The sequence below is a fragment of the Gimesia alba genome (genome assembly GCF_007744675.1).
Classification (GTDB): domain Bacteria; phylum Planctomycetota; class Planctomycetia; order Planctomycetales; family Planctomycetaceae; genus Gimesia; species Gimesia alba.
Genome location: NZ_CP036269.1, coordinates 4145215 through 4162869, shown reverse-complemented (window position 1 = coordinate 4162869; position 17655 = coordinate 4145215). Strand labels below are relative to the sequence as shown.

General features: G+C 49.4%; 11 protein-coding genes and 1 pseudogene. 6 read left to right on the top strand and 6 right to left on the bottom strand.

All coding sequences use genetic code 11. From position 1 onward, the window contains the following. Positions 1–28: 28 nt before the first annotated feature. Together Pan241w_RS15435 and Pan241w_RS15430 are read right to left on the bottom strand one after the other, a co-directional pair. Entirely contained in the window at positions 29–1315 is a 1287-nt protein-coding gene (locus tag Pan241w_RS15435; protein WP_145217512.1) for a Gfo/Idh/MocA family protein, read from the bottom strand. Between the two features lie 162 nt (positions 1316–1477). After that, positions 1478–2611, bottom strand: coding sequence for a hypothetical protein (locus Pan241w_RS15430; protein ID WP_145217509.1), 1134 nt, complete (start codon positions 2609–2611; stop codon positions 1478–1480). A gap of 349 nt (positions 2612–2960) precedes the next feature. On the opposite strand from Pan241w_RS15430, the gene Pan241w_RS29750 reads away from it, so the two are divergent. From Pan241w_RS29750 to Pan241w_RS29905, 3 genes and pseudogenes are all read left to right on the top strand, one after another. Continuing rightward, positions 2961–3347, top strand: coding sequence for an outer membrane protein assembly factor BamB family protein (locus tag Pan241w_RS29750; protein ID WP_232107164.1), 387 nt, complete (start codon positions 2961–2963; stop codon positions 3345–3347). 27 nt (positions 3348–3374) lie between these two features. Then, positions 3375–3746, top strand: a pseudogene (locus Pan241w_RS29910) (outer membrane protein assembly factor BamB family protein); the annotation flags it as partial. Between the two features lie 84 nt (positions 3747–3830). Continuing rightward, entirely contained in the window at positions 3831–4238 is a 408-nt protein-coding gene (locus Pan241w_RS29905; protein ID WP_315940514.1) for an outer membrane protein assembly factor BamB family protein, read from the top strand. A 9-nt stretch (positions 4239–4247) separates the two neighbouring features. Here the strand turns inward: Pan241w_RS29905 and Pan241w_RS15420 are convergent, their stop codons facing one another. Together Pan241w_RS15420 and Pan241w_RS15415 are read right to left on the bottom strand one after the other, a co-directional pair. Beyond that, positions 4248–6179, bottom strand: coding sequence for an exo-alpha-sialidase (locus tag Pan241w_RS15420; RefSeq protein WP_145217506.1), 1932 nt, complete (start codon positions 6177–6179; stop codon positions 4248–4250). A 69-nt stretch (positions 6180–6248) separates the two neighbouring features. Then, positions 6249–7352: a twin-arginine translocation signal domain-containing protein gene (locus Pan241w_RS15415; protein ID WP_145217503.1), complete on the bottom strand. Its 1104-nt coding sequence runs from the start codon at positions 7350–7352 to the stop codon at positions 6249–6251. A gap of 239 nt (positions 7353–7591) precedes the next feature. Between Pan241w_RS15415 and Pan241w_RS15410 the strand changes: the two genes are divergently transcribed. After that, complete coding sequence (locus Pan241w_RS15410; RefSeq protein ID WP_145217500.1) at positions 7592–9190, top strand: arylsulfatase; 1599 nt, start codon at positions 7592–7594, stop codon at positions 9188–9190. A gap of 256 nt (positions 9191–9446) precedes the next feature. Here the strand turns inward: Pan241w_RS15410 and Pan241w_RS15405 are convergent, their stop codons facing one another. Together Pan241w_RS15405 and Pan241w_RS15400 are read right to left on the bottom strand one after the other, a co-directional pair. Next, the gene (locus Pan241w_RS15405) at positions 9447–10250 is read right to left on the bottom strand and encodes a polysaccharide deacetylase family protein (protein WP_145217497.1); all 804 of its coding nucleotides are present in this window, start codon (positions 10248–10250) and stop codon (positions 9447–9449) included. A 63-nt stretch (positions 10251–10313) separates the two neighbouring features. Further along, positions 10314–11117 carry a cupredoxin domain-containing protein gene (locus Pan241w_RS15400; protein WP_145217494.1) on the bottom strand — a complete coding sequence of 268 codons (804 nt, stop codon included), beginning with the start codon at positions 11115–11117 and terminating at the stop codon, positions 10314–10316. Positions 11118–12250: 1133 nt separating this feature from the next. Here Pan241w_RS15400 and Pan241w_RS15395 point away from each other — a divergent pair. Together Pan241w_RS15395 and Pan241w_RS15390 are read left to right on the top strand one after the other, a co-directional pair. Next, positions 12251–12826 carry an ECF-type sigma factor gene (locus tag Pan241w_RS15395; protein WP_145217490.1) on the top strand — a complete coding sequence of 192 codons (576 nt, stop codon included), beginning with the start codon at positions 12251–12253 and terminating at the stop codon, positions 12824–12826. Between the two features lie 254 nt (positions 12827–13080). Then, the gene (locus tag Pan241w_RS15390) at positions 13081–17583 is read left to right on the top strand and encodes a serine/threonine-protein kinase (RefSeq protein WP_232107162.1); all 4503 of its coding nucleotides are present in this window, start codon (positions 13081–13083) and stop codon (positions 17581–17583) included. Positions 17584–17655: the final 72 nt, after the last annotated feature.

The following is a 17655-nucleotide window of genomic DNA, read 5'->3' as shown; positions in this document are numbered from 1 at the left end:
GGTCTCTGTCTGATGTTTTACGATGAATTTAAACCTGAGGCAGTTCGAAGCCATCGCGATAGTCGCGCGTCAGGTACTGGTTGGCGTCTTTGTCTTCCGGGAAGGTTTCTGTTTTGGGATCGAATACCAGCCGACGACCGGTGCGATACGAAATGTTTCCAAGATGGCTGAGCAGGGCCGAGTAATGACCTTCTTCAATTTCTGCCAGCAGGTCTTGCGACTTTCTGGTTTTGACGCAATCAATGAAATTCTGATAATGCGTGGGTGTGTCCTGCCATTTCTGTTCAAAGGCAGGGCCACGTTCGTGTTTGAAGAAGATGCGATAGCCTGAGCGATCGACCATCATGAAGCCTTTATCGCCGTAGAAGATGTTGTCGTTATCGTAGCGATGTGCCTGCATGCGGTACGGGGTGAAATCGCGTTGTTCGTAGACGTAGAGCAGATCATCATACTCCCAGGTCACGACCATTGTGTCAGGCGTTTCCTGGGCATCTCCTTTGGAACCGAGTTTGGCGCCACTGCAAGAGACCGCATTCGGTGCTTTCAGGTTCATGCCCCAACGACCAATATCAATTTGATGCACGCCATCGTTGCCGATATCACCGGTTCCGAAATCCCAGTTCCAGTGCCAGGATGTATGAAAGCAATTGCGGTTGAACGGTCGTTTTTGCGCAGGACCCAGCCAGAGATCATAGTTGACTCCCTGGGGAACCGGTTCGTTCGTACGGGGTGGATAAAGGGCACGGCGTTGATTGTTAATGGCTTTAACCATTTTTACTTTGCCGATCACGCCGTCCTGAATCTGTTTCCAGGCTTTCTCGTAAACGGGCGTCGATCGCAGGTTGGTACCATGCTGGACCACGCGTTTGTATTTGCGGGCGGCATTCACCAACTGCCGTCCTTCATGGATATTGTGAGAGCAGGGCTTTTCGACATACACGTCTTTGCCGGCCTGACAGGCCATCATTGCGGCTGGCGTATGCCAGTGATCGGGGGTGGCGATGACGATCGCATCGATTTCATTTCCGTCGAGGAGCGAGCGAAAATCTTCCACCAGCCTGGGGCGTTTGGCGCCCGATTTTTCAATCTGGTCTGCCATCTGGCCACTGCGGCTTTGATCGGGATCGCAAACTGCAATGAGTTGGCTGTCAGGCAGTTTTGAGAACCAGCTTCCCAGCCCGCGCCCGCGATCACCACAGCCGACGAGTGCCACATTAACTTTTTCGTTTGCAGAAACTGATGCCTGTCCCAGTGCCGATGCACCGACCCAGACAAGAGATGCTCCCATAAACGTGCGACGGTTGACGTTGCTCATAACGGCTCTCCTTTAGGGGATGCTGGCTTGGATATACTCATTGCTTTCATCGTACCAACTAGAGGATTGATACATCAAGCGTTTTTGATGTCTACATGAGAATCTTTCAGCCTGTGACGTTCATAGACAAAGTCGTGGGGCAGTGATAAGACGAGAGTGCATTTAAAAATCATCGTTGTCCTCATCATAGAAATTGGGGGAGAGGTAGACTTCACTTCGCCAGGGCGTTTCCGTTGAACCGTGTAAAGTATATTCTTTTTTCGGTGGCAGTAATTCAATCGCCTTGCGGAAACCGTCCATGACAGACGCTTCCGCATCAAAGATGGCTTTCAACTGGTACTCCATTTTTAGATAGGCATCTTCGCCATCCTCTTCATTATCATCCAGGTCAGCGTCATACGTGATGATGTCTGCCAGCTCTGAAATCAAACGCGTGGGGTCGGACTTTTCGTGAATGATAACCAGACGATCAAGCGTTTCTTCCCATTCATCGCCTGACATGTTTGTGTTTTTCAGGTAACTTTTGCGGATCTGGTCTGTAATAAAGGAATCGATCTGTTCCTTCCAGGGGTATTTTGCCAGCTCGACCTCTTCTTGAGTTGGTGTCGGTTGACCATTGATTTCAGCTGCCCGAATAATTTCTGCAGTCGTGATGCCTCCGCGTTCCATACGCCAGTCCATGGAGCGAGCCCAGGATTTTTTGAAGACTTCCTCGAATTTTTTATCAGTCTGATCGACCAGTGTTTTTCCGTCTGTTTCTTCTCGCATGCGGTTGTACAATTCTTGTACCTGTTCTGGTTCGGAAAGATCCAGATGAACCATGCGAATCATTCTTGAGAACTCCGGGTGATCCATTCCGTCATCTGCTATCGTAGTTACCGAGATTTGTGTGCCATTGGATAATTCACAAACCAGTTCCAGATGAATCGCGCCGATCTGGTCTATTTCATAGAGGGCTGCAAAACCGGGTAAGTTCCTGTTTTTAAATCCCTGGATTTTTAAATGAACCGGGGCATATGTTTCATAAAGTCCATCCGGTTCGTAGCCAGCCTCTTTCAAAGCAGCTGAGAGCATTTCTATTTTCTCAGCATCGGTCCATTCCGGCTCGTCCATCGGTTCGAGATCGATTCGCAGCGGAGGAGGGAAACCGCCAGCGTTTTTAAATGCGTCCGCTAGTTCTTCAGCAAATTTGGAAGTGAACTTTCGAAATTTATACTTCAGCCAGAACCAGATCAGCAGGATGAGAACCACAAAACCGAGAATTACACCCAAGGCAACATACAGGATTGTTAACATCGGATTTCCAATCTAGCAGAGGGGAGGCACCACCGGGAAAATTAAAATGAGTTGTATAAAATGAAATGCTGTGAATTTGTATCTAAGGTATCAATCTGAATCTGTGGATCAAGCATTTTCTGACGATGGGATCGATATTTTGAAGGGGCCACAAATACCAATAAACCAGGCGAAATGGATGATTTTAGCCAGATTCCTGAAAGAGCAAACGAGAACCGTTTCTTACGTAGAAAGACTGACAGTGCTTGCGGTTAGTAGCAGAGTGCTTACAATAAAACGTGACTGTTGAGGTTGATTCTTTTCAATATCCCGTTTCCTCCACGTTGTCCTGCCTTTAGAAAGCACACCCATGAATCGGTTACTCGTTGTTTGTCTGTTATTGATCTTCTGTCAGCCGGCCTTACTATCTGCGGGAGAAAAGCAGGCGACTTCTGAAGCTGTGATTAAAGTGAAATCTACCGATTGGCCTTGGTGGCGCGGGCCGCAGCGGAATGGGATTGCGAACTCCAATCAAAATCCGCCGATGAAATGGAGTGAGACCGAAAACATTATCTGGAAGACGCCAGTTCCCGGGCGTGGCTATAGTTCGCCCACGGTGGTCGGCAATCGGATTTATCTGGCTTCCGCAGATACGGAAACGGAAACACAGTTTGTTCTCTGCTATGATCGAGCGACGGGAAAACAAGTATGGAAAACGATCATTCACAAAGGGGGCTTCAGTAAGAAGGGGAATTAAAAATCGACGCATGCTTCATCGACTGTCGCCTGTGACGGCGAACGATTGTTTATTAATTTTATCAACGATGGAGCCGCCTATACGACGGCGTTGTCGCTGGACGGAAAACAACTGTGGCAGACGAAAATTACGGATTATATTATTCACCAGGGCTATGGTTCTTCGCCGGCAATTTATGATTCGCTGGTGATTGTGTCGGCTGATAATAAAGGGGGCGGCGCGGTGGCGGCTCTCAAGCGAACGGATGGATCTGTGGTCTGGAAAATTGATCGTCCCAAAACGCCCAATTATCCTTCGCCGATCATTTTGAATGTCGCTGGCAAAGAACAGGTCCTGATGACGGGCTGTGATTTGGTAACGGGCATCGATCCACTTAGTGGAAAAAAACTGTGGGAGATTGAAGGCGCGACAACGGAATGTGTGACATCTACTGTGACCAATGGAGAACTGATTCTGACCAGTGGCGGATATCCTAAAAATCATATGTCGGCAGTCAAAGCCGATGGCTCCGGTGAAGTGGTCTGGGAAAATAATACCCGCATGTATGTGCCTTCAATGTTGATCAAAGGGGACCACATCTTTTCTGTTACCGATAACGGCGTGGCCATCTGCTGGGACGTGAAGACCGGCAAACAGGTCTGGAAAGGACGCCTGGGAGGCACGTTCAGCTCTTCACCCGTTCTGGTGGGAGATCGGATTTATGTGACCAACGAAGGGGGCGAAACCTACATTTTCAAGGCGAATCCCAAAAAATTCGAGTTGCTGGCTGAAAACAAACTGGGAACGGAAGTCTTTGCCACACCCACTTTTTGTGACAGTCGAATCTTCATGCGAGTTTCTGAAGAAATCGAAGGCAAACGCCAGGAAATGCTGTTCTGCATCGGCAAGTAAGTTCGTTCCTTAATCCGACTCAGGCTGATAGAACCAGGTCAGCGGAACCGAGCGGAAACGGGATGAGATCTTTCGATCGGCATCGCCGACGTAATAGCTCATGATGGCTCTCCCCTGATAGAACATCAGACTGATATAAGAATACGTGTGTTCTGGATCGGTTTCCAGGTTCTTTTTGTATTTCCAGGTCTGGCCCTCATTATCGCTGATGGCGACGGTGAGAGGCGTGCGTTTGCCGCTGTGATCAGTGCCAGGTTCATAATTGTCATTCCAGATCAGCATTAAGTCACCGGTGGAAGGGATGCGACGGAGCGTGGCGGGGGCTTCGGGCGCCCTGACACCCCAGGAACCTGGTTTGCTCCAGTGGTCGCCGCCATCACTTGAGAGACTGGAACCAATGTGACCGGACTGAGTGCGGAAGATCATCAACACCTTACCATCTTTTAATTCAAAGATTTCCGGTTCCATCGCGCCCCGTTTTGCATAATCGACGCTCCCTTTGGACTGACGCCAGGTTTTTCCCTGGTCATCAGAAATGAAACAGGTCGAGATAAAATGATTTGATTCACGCACGTCGGGAGTCGAAGCAACCGGGGCCAGCCAGCGGCCGGAGGACAGAATCGTAACTCGGTCATTGTTCATGACGTGATAGCCGGGGGGAGCGGTGATTTCAATCGGCGATCCGAAGGTTTTTCCATTGTCGTATGAGACTTTCAAAAACGCTTTCAGATCAGAGAGGGTATTTTTCTTGAGGTAGAATAAGCCTATGGGGCGTTGTTCGTGCATCGGGCCTGACAGGTAACGCAGGGTGGCCGACATCACGTTTTTCTTGCCGGTATTTTCCTGTAAGACGCGCGGTTTGCTCCAGGTTCTCCCGCCGTCAGTCGATTTTTTTGCAATGATTCGGGCGGAAGCAAAATCGGAGCCACTGCCGATAAACTGTGTCGTCGCGTAGAGTAGTGATCCATCGTTTAAAGGCAGGATCGAGCCTTCACTATAGCGGGGATATTCTTTGGAAAATTCGTAAACATCGTTCACGACGATTTCGTCTTTGGGATACTGATCGGTTTGGGCCAGCACAATCAGAGCCTGTGCAGCGCGGATGCGTGCGTCCCGGTTTTCATCGTTGAGTTGTTTCTTCAATTTCTCTTTCAAATTACTGGCGCCTGCTTCGCCAGCAAAGATCGCGGAATAGGTTTTGACGGCCGCGTTATCGCTGGAGAGGTTCCTTTGAATCGCCTGTAAACCTTCCGGATCGCCGTGCATGGCCAGTGCGGTTTCGAAATACGCGCGCTGAAACGGATCATCGGTTCGTTTCAGGTTCGCTTTAAGGGCGGGGATGTCCTGTTTGTCTCCCACACGGGCGATGATCCAGGCAGCGGTGGCGGCGATGCTCACGTCTGGATCTTTCAGGTATTTTCGGACGAGTTGATATGCGTCTGGATTTCCCCAGCGACAGAGCAGGGCGGCTGCCATCATGGCTTTTTTGGGATTCTCTGACTTCATTGCTTCACGGATCAGAACGCCATCGCCCAACTCATTGACTTTATACAAAGACTCGCAGGCATGTACGTGTCCGTGTGGATCTTTGCCTGACAGAATCTGGAACATGATTGCCGCTTTGGAGCGGTCGCCAGCACGAACCAGTTCCCGGGCCAGGCCGCAGCGATGTTGATCGTCTTTTTCCGTCTTCAGTTTCGGTTCCACAATGGCACGTACTTCAGCACCCTTACCAGCGAGTGTGAGTGCTTCAGCCGCGTGCATGGAAGGCCAGAACTCATTGCTGCGAATGGCTTCTCGCAGTACTTCCAGACAGCGCGCTTCCGTTTCCGGGCTTAATTTGATTTTCGCAGGCTGTGGCTCGTTTGCTGACAGTAGTGCCGGCAAGGAGAACGAAAATATAATTAGAGTCAGTGCGGAGAGGATCACTGTTCGTTTCATGGTGTTACTTCTTCTGAAGGTGAACGAAAAATGCGCTTTGATCGTATAGTCGAATTATTTGGTGACGGTCTAGCTGAGTCGTTTCAATTTTGTGATCCGTCCTGTGGCGACCCATTCGGCGACGAAGATATTGCCGTCCTGGTCAAAACAGGCGTCATGTGGATGCACAAAGCGGCCGGCCTGCCATTTGTTGGGTGTTTCACGCATACGGGGTTTGGCAGTTTTCATCGCTTTTTCCCATTCCGGGTCCTGTCCCAGATGAGCGATGACTATGTTATCCGGCCCCAGGAGCGTAATTCGCGATGCCAGATCGGGGACGAGCAGTACTTCTTTGTGTGTATCCAGGTTGGCAGGCAGAATGAAACCGGTCATCGTTTCCAGATGCTTGCCGTCAAGTGTGAACCACTGCAAACGTGCATTGGCACGATCCGCAACGACCACCGAGGCTTCGCGGTCCGGGCGATTATCGATCCAGAGTCCGTGCGGCAGATTGAATTTGCCATCTTCCTTGCCTTTTCCACCGAAGGCGAACTGCCATTTGCCCTCTTTGTCATAACGGTGGATCTGATAGGCGCCATAACCATCGGCCAGATAAAAACCGCCATCATTGTGAAAGGCAAAGTTAGTCGGCAGGAATCGATCGCGGCCCCAGACTTTTTTCGGGTGTTCGGCTTCGCCTTCCGCATACACTTTGGATTCCATAGGTGCATATTTCTGCCAGACGGTTTCACCTTTCAGGTCGAGTTTGGCGAAGGTCTTCAGATGCTGATAGGCGGTGACGTAGACAAACTGTTCATTGCCTTCCTGCCGGACTTCCAGGCCGTGACCGCCTCCCTGAAACTGTTTTCCAAACGAACGGACATATTTTCCGTTCGGATCAAAGACGAAAATCGAAGGGTGATCGGTTTGATTGGCGCGGCCTTCGTGGATCACATACAGAAAACCGTCTTTATCGACGGCGACATTATGCGTCGTCTGCCATGTGAACTTCGATGGCAACTTGACACAGTTGTGCTGGACTTCGTATTGATAGTCGCCTGAACCGAGCACAATCCGCGAGTCCGTTTTGGTGCCGGCATGAATTGCGGGTGCGCCAAACAGAGCCGCCGTAGTCCCGGCTGCAGTCGTTTTCAAAAAGTCGCGACGTGTTTGTGTCTGTTTCGATTGGCTCATGTTTGATCTCCTGGAGCGGCAATAGAGAGATATTTAAAATGGGACCCAGAGTTAATAAATGTTCTTTAAACTGTAACCGGTGGAGAAAGACAGATCAATTCGGAACTCAGATCTTCGAGGATTTCTCTGGAACCGGTTCTATGGGAAAGATCATTGTTTGAGTCCTGTCTCCTGAATGCTTACAATAAGAGGACCTTTTTACCGCGTTCTACAATCACACTCTGAAATAAAGCAGCACCATGCCGAATTTGCGCTCTCGCCGACTCAATGTCTTTCTGTATCTGTTCTGTGTCTTCTGCATACAGACAACGTTTCTCCAGGCGGCAGAGAAGCCAAATATCATTTTGGTCATGTGCGATGATATGGGGTTCTCTGACATCGGTTGTTATGGCGGTGAAGTCGAGACGCCGAACCTGAATCGGCTGGCCCGTGAAGGGATGCGGTTTACACAGTTCTACAATAACGCTAAATGCACCACCACACGTGCTTCCATTCTGACGGGCCTGTATCCCCGTTTTGGCAAAGGGGGCCATTTGCGACAAAATATGGTCACTCTGGGCGAAGCGATGAAAGTGGCCGGATATCAGACGGGGCTCAGTGGGAAATGGCATCTGATGCGAACGAAAGGCTATGCCAAGAGTAAGTATCCGGGGGGCTGGATAGATCGCTATGACAAAACCACTCACCCTTTCTTTCGCGGCTTTGATTCCTATTATGGCGTATTGGATGGAGCCTGTAATTTCTTTGACCCGACGATTTCTGATCCGCCGTACAAACGAGCCGGTATCCGCAGTTTCGGGCAGGATGATAAAGCGGTCACCGAATTCAAGGACGACTATTATACGACAGATGCGTTTACCGATCACACGCTGGGAATGATTCAGCGTTACAGTAAATCAGACAAACCGTTTTTCATTCATTTGTGTTATACGGCCCCCCATTACCCGCTGCATGCGAAGCCGGAGGACATTGCAAAATATGTCGGCAAATTCAAAATGGGCTGGGATCAGATGCGGAAGGATCGCTGGAAACGTCTGCAGGAAATGGGGCTGGCGGGGAAGAACTGGTCGCTTTCCGAAGGGGACAGCCGGACGTACGACTGGGCATCGGCGGATCATGAATTTGAAGATCTGCGGATGGCCGTTTATGCGGCGATGATTGACAGCATGGATCAGAATATCGGCCGGATTATGACGACTCTCAAAGAGACCGGACAGTTGGATAATACGCTGGTGTTGTTTCTCTCTGATAACGGTGGTTGCAGTGAGGAGCCCGGCGGACGTGATCCGAAGGTTCGCAGACCGGGGCCGAAAGACGACTATGTCGCCGTGGGACCCTCCTGGGGTTGGGCACAGAATTCACCCTTCCGCCGTTATAAGTCGTGGGTACATGAAGGGGGCATTTCGACTCCCTGCATTGCGTGGTGGCCGGGGCACATTCCCGCTGACACGATCAATCGGAGCCCGGCTCATATTATTGATCTGATGCCGACTTTTCTGGAAATGGCGGGAACGGATTATCCCAAGGCCTATCAGGGGCATGAGCTTTTACCGCTGGAAGGAACCAGTATGCTGCCGCTCTTAAAAGGGGAAGCAAAAGCGCTGCACGATTCGCTGGCGTGGTACTGGTCCGGCAATCGAGCCTTACGACAGGGGCCCTGGAAACTGGTCTGGGATACGCAGGTCAAAGAATGGGAACTGTATGATATCAGCGCCGACCGGTGCGAGACGAACAATCTGGCAGCACAACATCCAGATCGTGTGAAACAAATGGCACAGGACTGGTTTGCCTGGGCTGACAAGGTGGAATTGAAATCGAAGTTGAAAGGGAAGAAATAGGACTTTGCTTGTATAGTAAAATAAGCTGATAGGGTGGTTCCGGATGTAATCCGGAATTGCCGAAGGCAACAAGAGGTAGTAGAGAAAAGATAGACTCAAAAATAAGCTTTCTGATTGTCAGATATTGATTTAGAAGTTCACATTGATCTGTTTTATGCTTCCGTTTACTACAACCTCCTGCTCGCTATGCTCGGCCCGGATATGCATCCGGGCTCACCCTTTTGTCTTGGTCTATTTGAGATGATCATTCTGCTGCTTACGGCAGGTCGTCGTAGGTTAATGTGGGTAGATTGATCTGTTGGGCGTGTGCCAGAACTTCTTCGAGTGCCTTGGGCGGCAGGTGATGACCGGGGCCATTGTCGCTGATGTTGTGGGCGTAGAAGATGACGATTTCGCCTCGTTGTTTGGCGTGATCCATCGCATCTTTGATTTCGGTCAGATAGTGCGGACGTTTTTCTGTGCCGGCGTAATCGATGCCGGTTCCGATCAGGCAACCCGACTGCTTGATCTGATCAACGGGAACAAAAATCGGTTTGAGATCACGCATGCGTTGATTCGGAGCTAAGCCAGTGCCGCCGCGGAGGTGGCGGAATGTTTTGAGTAATGCCTGATCGATTTCCTCGTTTCGGGAACTGCTGGGATAAGCGAACGCAGTCGGCTTTAATCCGGCGTCGGTCATACGCTTTACCGCGGGACTGATTTCGTCCTGCAGGTAACGTTCGATGCCGTGCTCGCGAACGTAGTCGACCGCTTTGCGATGTTTTACGCCATGGCAGCCAATTGCATGGTCGGCTGCCTGCAGTTGCTTGAGTGCAGCGATCTGCTGTGACTTGAGTGTGTGGAAGTGATCAACAAAGAAGGTCACTTTGGCATTGTACTTCTGGAACAGAGGAATCTGTTTGACCCATTGATTCATATTACGATCATCAAACGTCAGGATGACACCCGCTGAAGGGAGCGTTTTATGAGCAGAGGTCTTATTTGACTTTGCAGGATTGTCGGTAGCTGATGATGTCGACATCATCAGCAAAAGGCAGAGTAGTGAGAGTAGAAATCGCATGAAGAACTTTACATCATAAATAAACTTTGAAAAGCGGGTTTTCGGAATAGAGGCAGACAACTACTATTCTTTACTCGCGAGGCTTCGGTCAAATAACTCAGGAGTGACTTTAATGACGCTAAGATCATTTTTACCGGGTTTGATTTCCAGTGCCATGCCTCCTCGCTTTGGGTTATCCTGGTAGACCACATAACCGGCTTCTTCGTGCCAGAATAAAAACTCCCATTTTCCGACCGGTAAATTTTTAATCTTGAAGTACCCAGCTTCATCGGTGATCGTAAAATAAGGATGATTTTGAATTAACAGATATGCAGATTCCCAAGGATGAATATCGCATGTGATTTTTATTGGCAAGGTTTCCGTTTCATAAAAAGTGAGTATGTCTTGTGTACCAGGCAGGGGAGGAAGTGTCGATCTCGTCTCATTCTCGAAGACATAAAAATGTGGGTTATGCCCTATTCGATCCTGGTTTCCGAGTAAGAGTTTCTGGTGTTTTAACCAGAGACCACACGCATGAGGCTGAAAAACACATGATTTAAGATTCAGGTTAACCTTGCTTGGAAGTTTCCGGTACCCGGGGTGAATTAACGTATCGTTCAAGTCTTTTTGTTTCAGATAAACAAAAACGTTTTTTACTCCTCCATTTTTGCCGATCAGAAAAGACTCATCCAGATGATGTAGATTCTCCCGGCAACACTCTTTCTGATCCTTGGTGATTTTGACCTTAGCAGGCTTCTCTGGCTTGCCAGTGTAAATAATATGTCCCGAGAGTGATCCCCACTCGGCAGCAAGTGCAGGATGTGCAGTCACTAATACAATTCCGATCAATACCATCATTTTCGATAAATGGATTTGATGCTGAGGCAAGGTCCTGTCTTTCCTGTATCATTGCTTCGGAGTGAGATGATTATGAACTAGTCAATTGGTTACGACTGTGCATGATATAGTAACTGTGGTTTCTTGCAGATGATAGTTCAAAGTGTGTTTTATGAACCGCAGAATCTCACTGGGATTGATTGAAATTCAAATTATGAATGGACATTTAATTGTGAGGAGCAGTTCTCTAACACACTCTGTCGGGCTAGGTAGTGTTTCTTAATTCGAACGGGCCTTACCAAAGACGCCTAACCGGTGCTAACGCCCTGCGGCTAATGGTCCTTTACTGCGGTGATAGTCTAGAAAACAAGGGGAACATCACACCATCGAGCACTGTGAATTCTTACATACCCAATGCTGTAGAACTCAAAATCAGGCTCAGAACTATTAAATAAACACTACCTAGCCGACAGTGACACCAGGTAAGTCTTTATTTTATTGATTTGCCCTGGTTCGTAGTGTCAAATTCAGTCGTGGGATTCTCTTTTCAGTTACGGTTTTTCGAGATGTTTTATGTTGCTCAGATGAGCATTGCTACGTTGTTTTCATCTTTGGGTTCTTGAGTCTTTCCGATAGCATGTCGCTCGTTTTGTTTTCTGGCTCTTCCATTCAGCAGGTAGGAAAGTCTTTCCGGCTTACTGAACGGGAGCGAGAGCCAGGGCTATTCCGTTTTTTAGATGTAACTTAGAGAAAAGACATGAAGAAAAATCTGATGCGTCATTGCCTTGTGAACCCCTTGCGATACCAATTGATCCATCTGCGATCACTTCTGAATGTCGTTCGAAGTGTGATGATACATGGGGGGCGAGTGAGCAGCTTTTTCGGAAATTGTTCTGAAACCAGTGGTTTTTATAGTGTTCATCAGGAATCAGTATGCGCTGTTCTAGTGATCTCTCGCGCGCCCGACGCTTAGCCCGCATGTTCGTTCGAGTTGAGGCGAGGTATAGAGCTGATATTCGTTCTTTTATTAGGGAAACAATCTGTGAGAACGCTTACGTGTCAGTCTGCAAAGCACTTTGCATTGGTCGTATCACCGGGTACACTGAAGCGTGCTATGGAATCGAAAATCTCCGGGAAGATCGGCTACAGTTGAGTCAACGAATAGTTCTATCGAGAAGGTGATCATGCAGGACGTCACACGCATCTTACAGGCAATGGAGTCGGGCGATGTCGCTGCCACCGATCAACTTTTGCCGATCGTGTATGCGGAACTGCGGAAACTGGCGGGGAATAAGCTTTCTCACGAAGCACCCGGGCAAACGTTGACGGCCACGGCACTCGTGCATGAGGCCTATCTGCGACTGGTGGGCGATTCAGGGGAAGAGCGTCAATGGGATCACCGCGGTCATTTTTTCGCTGCAGCTGCAGAATCAATGCGACGGATTCTGATTGAGAATGCACGTCGGAAAAAACGAGTCAAGCATGGCGGCGAACATGACCGCGTAGATCTTCCGGAAATCGCCGCGCCGGCGTTAGATCAATCGGATGATTTACTGGCACTAGACGCCGCACTCACCGAATTTGCGAAGGAAAGTCCGGAGAAAGCCGAGCTGGTCAAGCTGCGCTATTTTGCTGGTCTGAGTGAACAGGAAGCAGCTGACGTACTGGGAATTTCACGGGCAACCGCGGCACGTCACTGGGCATATTCTCGCGCCTGGTTATTTTCTCAAATCAAATCAGACAAAGATCAAACTGTATAGTATTATAGGTTTACAGCGATCGGATTGTGGTGGGATGGATTCGGTTTTGTATAAAAACCGTTTTTTTATCAGAAACTCTGAGGCGCGCCGTTCGTCAAAATCGCATGGGATAGTAGACGGGGGACCAAGGCGGTCCCGGTTAAATTTTTTCCTGATGGGAATTCCCATCCTGAAGAAAAAGAAAAATCATGTCCAATCTAGAATCAGACCCATCTGAAAACTCTGAGCGAGAACCAGAACCAACACGAGAGAACGTGAACCCTCAATCGATAGAGGGACTGTTTTTGATTGCGTTAGAGAAGAAAACACCAGCAGAGCGTATCCAGTTTCTGGATGAAACGTGTGGTGATAATCTGGAACAGCGGCGTCGTGTTGAGGCGCTGCTCATGGCGTATGATGATGCGGGTAGTTTTCTGGAAAAATCGCCTCTGGGGCCTGCGGATACTACATCGTATCCGCTTGATTTTCTGACTCCTTCCGATGATCCGGATCTGCTGGGAACGCTGGGTGAGTATCAGATTCAAAAAGTCATCGGGCAGGGTGGGATGGGGATTGTGTTTCGCGCGCTGGATCCCAAGTTGAACCGAATCGTGGCGATCAAAGTGATGTCGCCTCTGCTGGCGGTCAATCCGAATGCCCGCAAACGATTTCTACGGGAAGCGCAGGCAGCTGCTGCGGTGAGTCATCCGCATATAGTAACCATTCATGCCGTCGATGAAGCACAGTTGCCTTATCTGGTGATGGAATTTGTGGTAGGTCAGTCGCTCCAGGAGAAGCTCGATAAAGTTGGTTCTTTGAAGGTGACGGAAATCCTGCGGATTGGAAGCCAGATTGCTGAGGGGCTCGCTGCCGCTCACAAACAGGGATTGATTCACCGTGATATCAAACCAGCAAATATCCTGCTGGAGAATGGGGTGGAGCGGGTCAAGATCACCGATTTCGGCTTGGCGCGAGCCGTCGATGATGTGACGATCACGAAGACCGGCGAGGTCTCCGGCACGCCGCAGTATATGTCTCCCGAACAGGCATCAGGAGATCATGTCGATCAGCGGAGTGACCTGTTCAGCCTGGGGGCCGTCATGTATGCGATGTGTACCGGGCGGTCACCATTTCGGGCGAGTAATCTGGTGGCGGTCGTCCGCCGGGTTTGTGACGATACGCCACGCCCGATTCAGGAAGTCAACGAAGAAATCCCGGAATGGCTGATTGAAATTATCGACTGTCTATTGGAAAAGCGGCCAGAAAATCGTTTGCAGACCGCAAAGGAAGTTGCAGATCTACTGGGAGCACATCTGGCTCACGTACAACAGCCCGGTGCGGTTCCTCCGATTGAACGAAAACCATCAAAGCCCCCACGTCAGCAAACAGAGGCACCGCAGAAAGCGGGCTTACCTGTGGCGAAACGAGAGGTTGAGGTTCCTTCTGCTATGGAGACCGATCCACGGGTTTTCATGCCAGTTGGACACGCCGTTTTATTTTTGGGGGGCATGATTGCGTTTTCAGAAGCACATGCTCCGTTCTCATTTCTCATTAGTGCCGCGAGTAGTGTCTTCCTGGGGATCTTGATCGCTCTAGTTGTTTATGAGGCAGAACGGCGTCAAGCGATCCCATTTATGTCATTACGCATGTCCGATGCGCTTTCGCTGCCCGCTGCTTTTGCCGGTGGGACGTTACTGCTACAAATGTTGTTTTATCTGGGAGTGATTCCCGATTTCCCAAGAGCGTTGCTCTATATTCTGTTTGCCATTGGTTTCACGATTTATTTTGTGAAGAATCTACCCAAGCGTCATCCGCAGTTGATGGAACCAGCCCCTCAACCAACTCCACCAACGGCTCCCCAACCAGCAGAGACGGTCGCTGTAGAAAGCGTTTCCAATATATCTGCCACCTCGGTTGAATTGGAAAAAGGGAGCACACCAGCGGGGTACATTATTGGCATCGTGATGGCACTGGTATTGGGAACTATTGTTGCATTGATGACGATCAATCCCAGTACTCCCGAATCTCCAATGACGTATGAGGTCATGAACAAAATCGTCAAATTTTCGCTGACACTTGTGTTTATTCTGACAATTGCCTCAATTGTCTACTGGAATCGAGCAGATAAAAAACCGCTTCCTTTTATTGTCTGGTTCCTTTCAATGTTAGCCATGTTTATGACCTTGGGGGTGTCGTTTGTCACGACGGCGGTTGTTCGAGCGGCACCTGTGGGAACCACATTTACTTCACTGCATGGATCGATTCTGGCAGCGTCAGTGCTCGGGGTGTTGGCGGTGGCGGGGTTTGCGATTCGGGGGCACTGGCTGCATATTGCTTCGAAAGGGCCTGACTATGTCACGGCAGTGAAAGAAAAGGATGCCCGGACTCTGACCGGGACTGGCATTGGTATCTGGGTCTTGATGGTATTCTTTTACTGGATGTTTACGACCGGATTCTTCCAGCCGGCGTTCCTGGCAAACGATGATTGGCAGTTTTTACCGATTCTGATCTTTTCCCTGGTAGGTGGCCTGTTTGTCACAGCAGGATTCTTGATGGAACGTAGTCTGAAGCAGGATGGAAATGCGCCTGCCAGTTCAACGAGGGGAACGGTTTCCAGAGGGAACTCCCGGGGATCGCGGCTGGATCGGGCCGTTGTCTGGACCGGCTGCGTGCTGTTAGTACTGCCAGTTTTCATCTGGATGTATGGTACGGCAACGGGCAATCATTTTGCTGCGAACGTTCCCGAAATGACACTGGTGTCCTCTTTGTTTTTCATTCCGATTGGCTTTCTGCTGATCGTGTGCGGCTTACAAAATCTGGTAGAGCCGGGTTCCAAGGCAGCGAAATTGATCGATGGACTGTTTCTGCTGGCGTGTGTTATTGCAGGACCCATCGGTATCTTGCTGTATATCGCGCGTTACATTAAACGTCGGGATGCGCTCGCTGAAGAAAAATCTGAGCAGATGCCTGTCACTCCCAGTGATGACCTGTTTGTTCAAGAGAATCGGCGTTCTAATAAACGGGTCGTCCTGGGGGTTGTTTTGGGCATCGGTCTGTTAATGAGTATGGTCTTGTTTACGCAGATCTGGGTTCATCTGAATCGAGATGAGCAACTCTTGGCCAAGATATGGGGCTTGAGACTGGCCGTTATCAGCGGCATGCTTGTTGCCGCCTATTTCATCAAGCGGAAAGCGGCTTCTGCGGCCCTGAATAACCCCTGGAATATCATGGGGTGGGTGACTGTGGTACTGGCAGGTCTGTTTACGCTTACTATGCTGATGCAGGTGTTTGAGAAGAGCATACCCGGTGCAAACAAGAATCATCTGGTTTACGAGATTGATGGTCAGCAGCCGGTAGAAACGTCTATTTCACCGGAGACGGGATTAAAGACAGAAACTTATGGTTCACGAGTATTAGTTCAGAAAGATAAGCTAAACCAGCAGGAATCGGTATCAGGCAAAGAGAATTTCGGGGCGATTTTACTCAGCGGTCAGGAGCCCGGTTGGCGGGTGGGCATCTTTCCTGTAGATCCGATGCAAGTCGGAATGGAAGGTGGTGTTTTTGGTTTTTCTGATCGTTTATTAACAGTGGATCCTCTCCTGGTAGAGTTACCCGCCGGAAAGTATTGCATTCGTGTTTCCTGTGAGAACGCTGGATGGGAAATTGAGGATGAAAATCCGAAATATGATCTGGCTGAGATCGAAGTGAAGCCGGGGGCGATCGTGGTGCCGATCACGATGACGCGCGACTATGTCAGACTGGCTGAGGTCCACCCGGATTGGTCTCAAGGAGGGCTGTTCAAGTTTCGCTGGCTGGATTCGAAACTGGGGTCGTTACAGAATTTTACTCTGACCGCATCTCAGGCAAAAGTTGTACAGGAACTGTTCAAAGCGTATGCCGCCGATCAACCGGATGTTTATGAAAAGGTCATCATGCTGGTCGTCCCGGCAGGCGAAGGTACAAAATCCTTCGAATCACTGAAAGAGGTGTTTAATGATGGAAAGCATCCCGCCTGGAATAAACTGATCGTTCCGGGAAAAGACACAGGGACATATCGGCTGGCGAAACCCAAACTTGTTCGACCAACGACACAGAATCCGTTTAGCAGTGGTCTTCCCGGAGCCAATAGCCAGCAAACAAAAAAGAGGGCGGCAGGGGGGGCACTCATACTTAGTACAGAGGATGGATTGCGAGTGGATGTCAAACTGTCTGATGCTTCGCCGGAGACAGCAGCTAAAGCCTGGCTGATGAAAAAAGGGATGGCAGGCAAGTCTATTTTTGAGATGTCTTCTGGGAAGTATGAGATCAAGGTGACGAGCAATGCGGCGGGTTGGGAGATTGATCGTCAACCGCCGCACTATGTTGACTCACAGGTTGCAGTCAAAACGGGCAAGGTCGTTAACAAAAATATTCGCCATGATTTTAAGAAACTCGCAGCAGAACATCCCGACTGGTCACAGGGGGACCAATTCCAGTTTCTCTGGCCTCTGCCTCGGGAAGGGACACGGATGACGCATACGCTTTCCGCGAATCAGGCTCGGGTGATCCAGCAGTTATTGCAGGCGTTGGCCAACGGTACACCTGAAGTAGCCGAGTCGGATCTGCTTAAGACGGTGAATTCTGAATCTGATCTTGTGCCTTATAAGTCAGTAACGGAAGTCTTCAACTTTGGAGAAAAGCCGATCTTGAATTCATTGATCGTGCCCGGAAAAAAAGCAGGAACCTGGCGTCTGACGGAACCAAAGTTTAAACCTCAAAGGGGGATGAGTTCTTCCTGATCTAATAAATAATTAAGGGAAGACTGTGTAATTGAAATTAAATTAACACGAGTCAGATAAAATATTCATCAT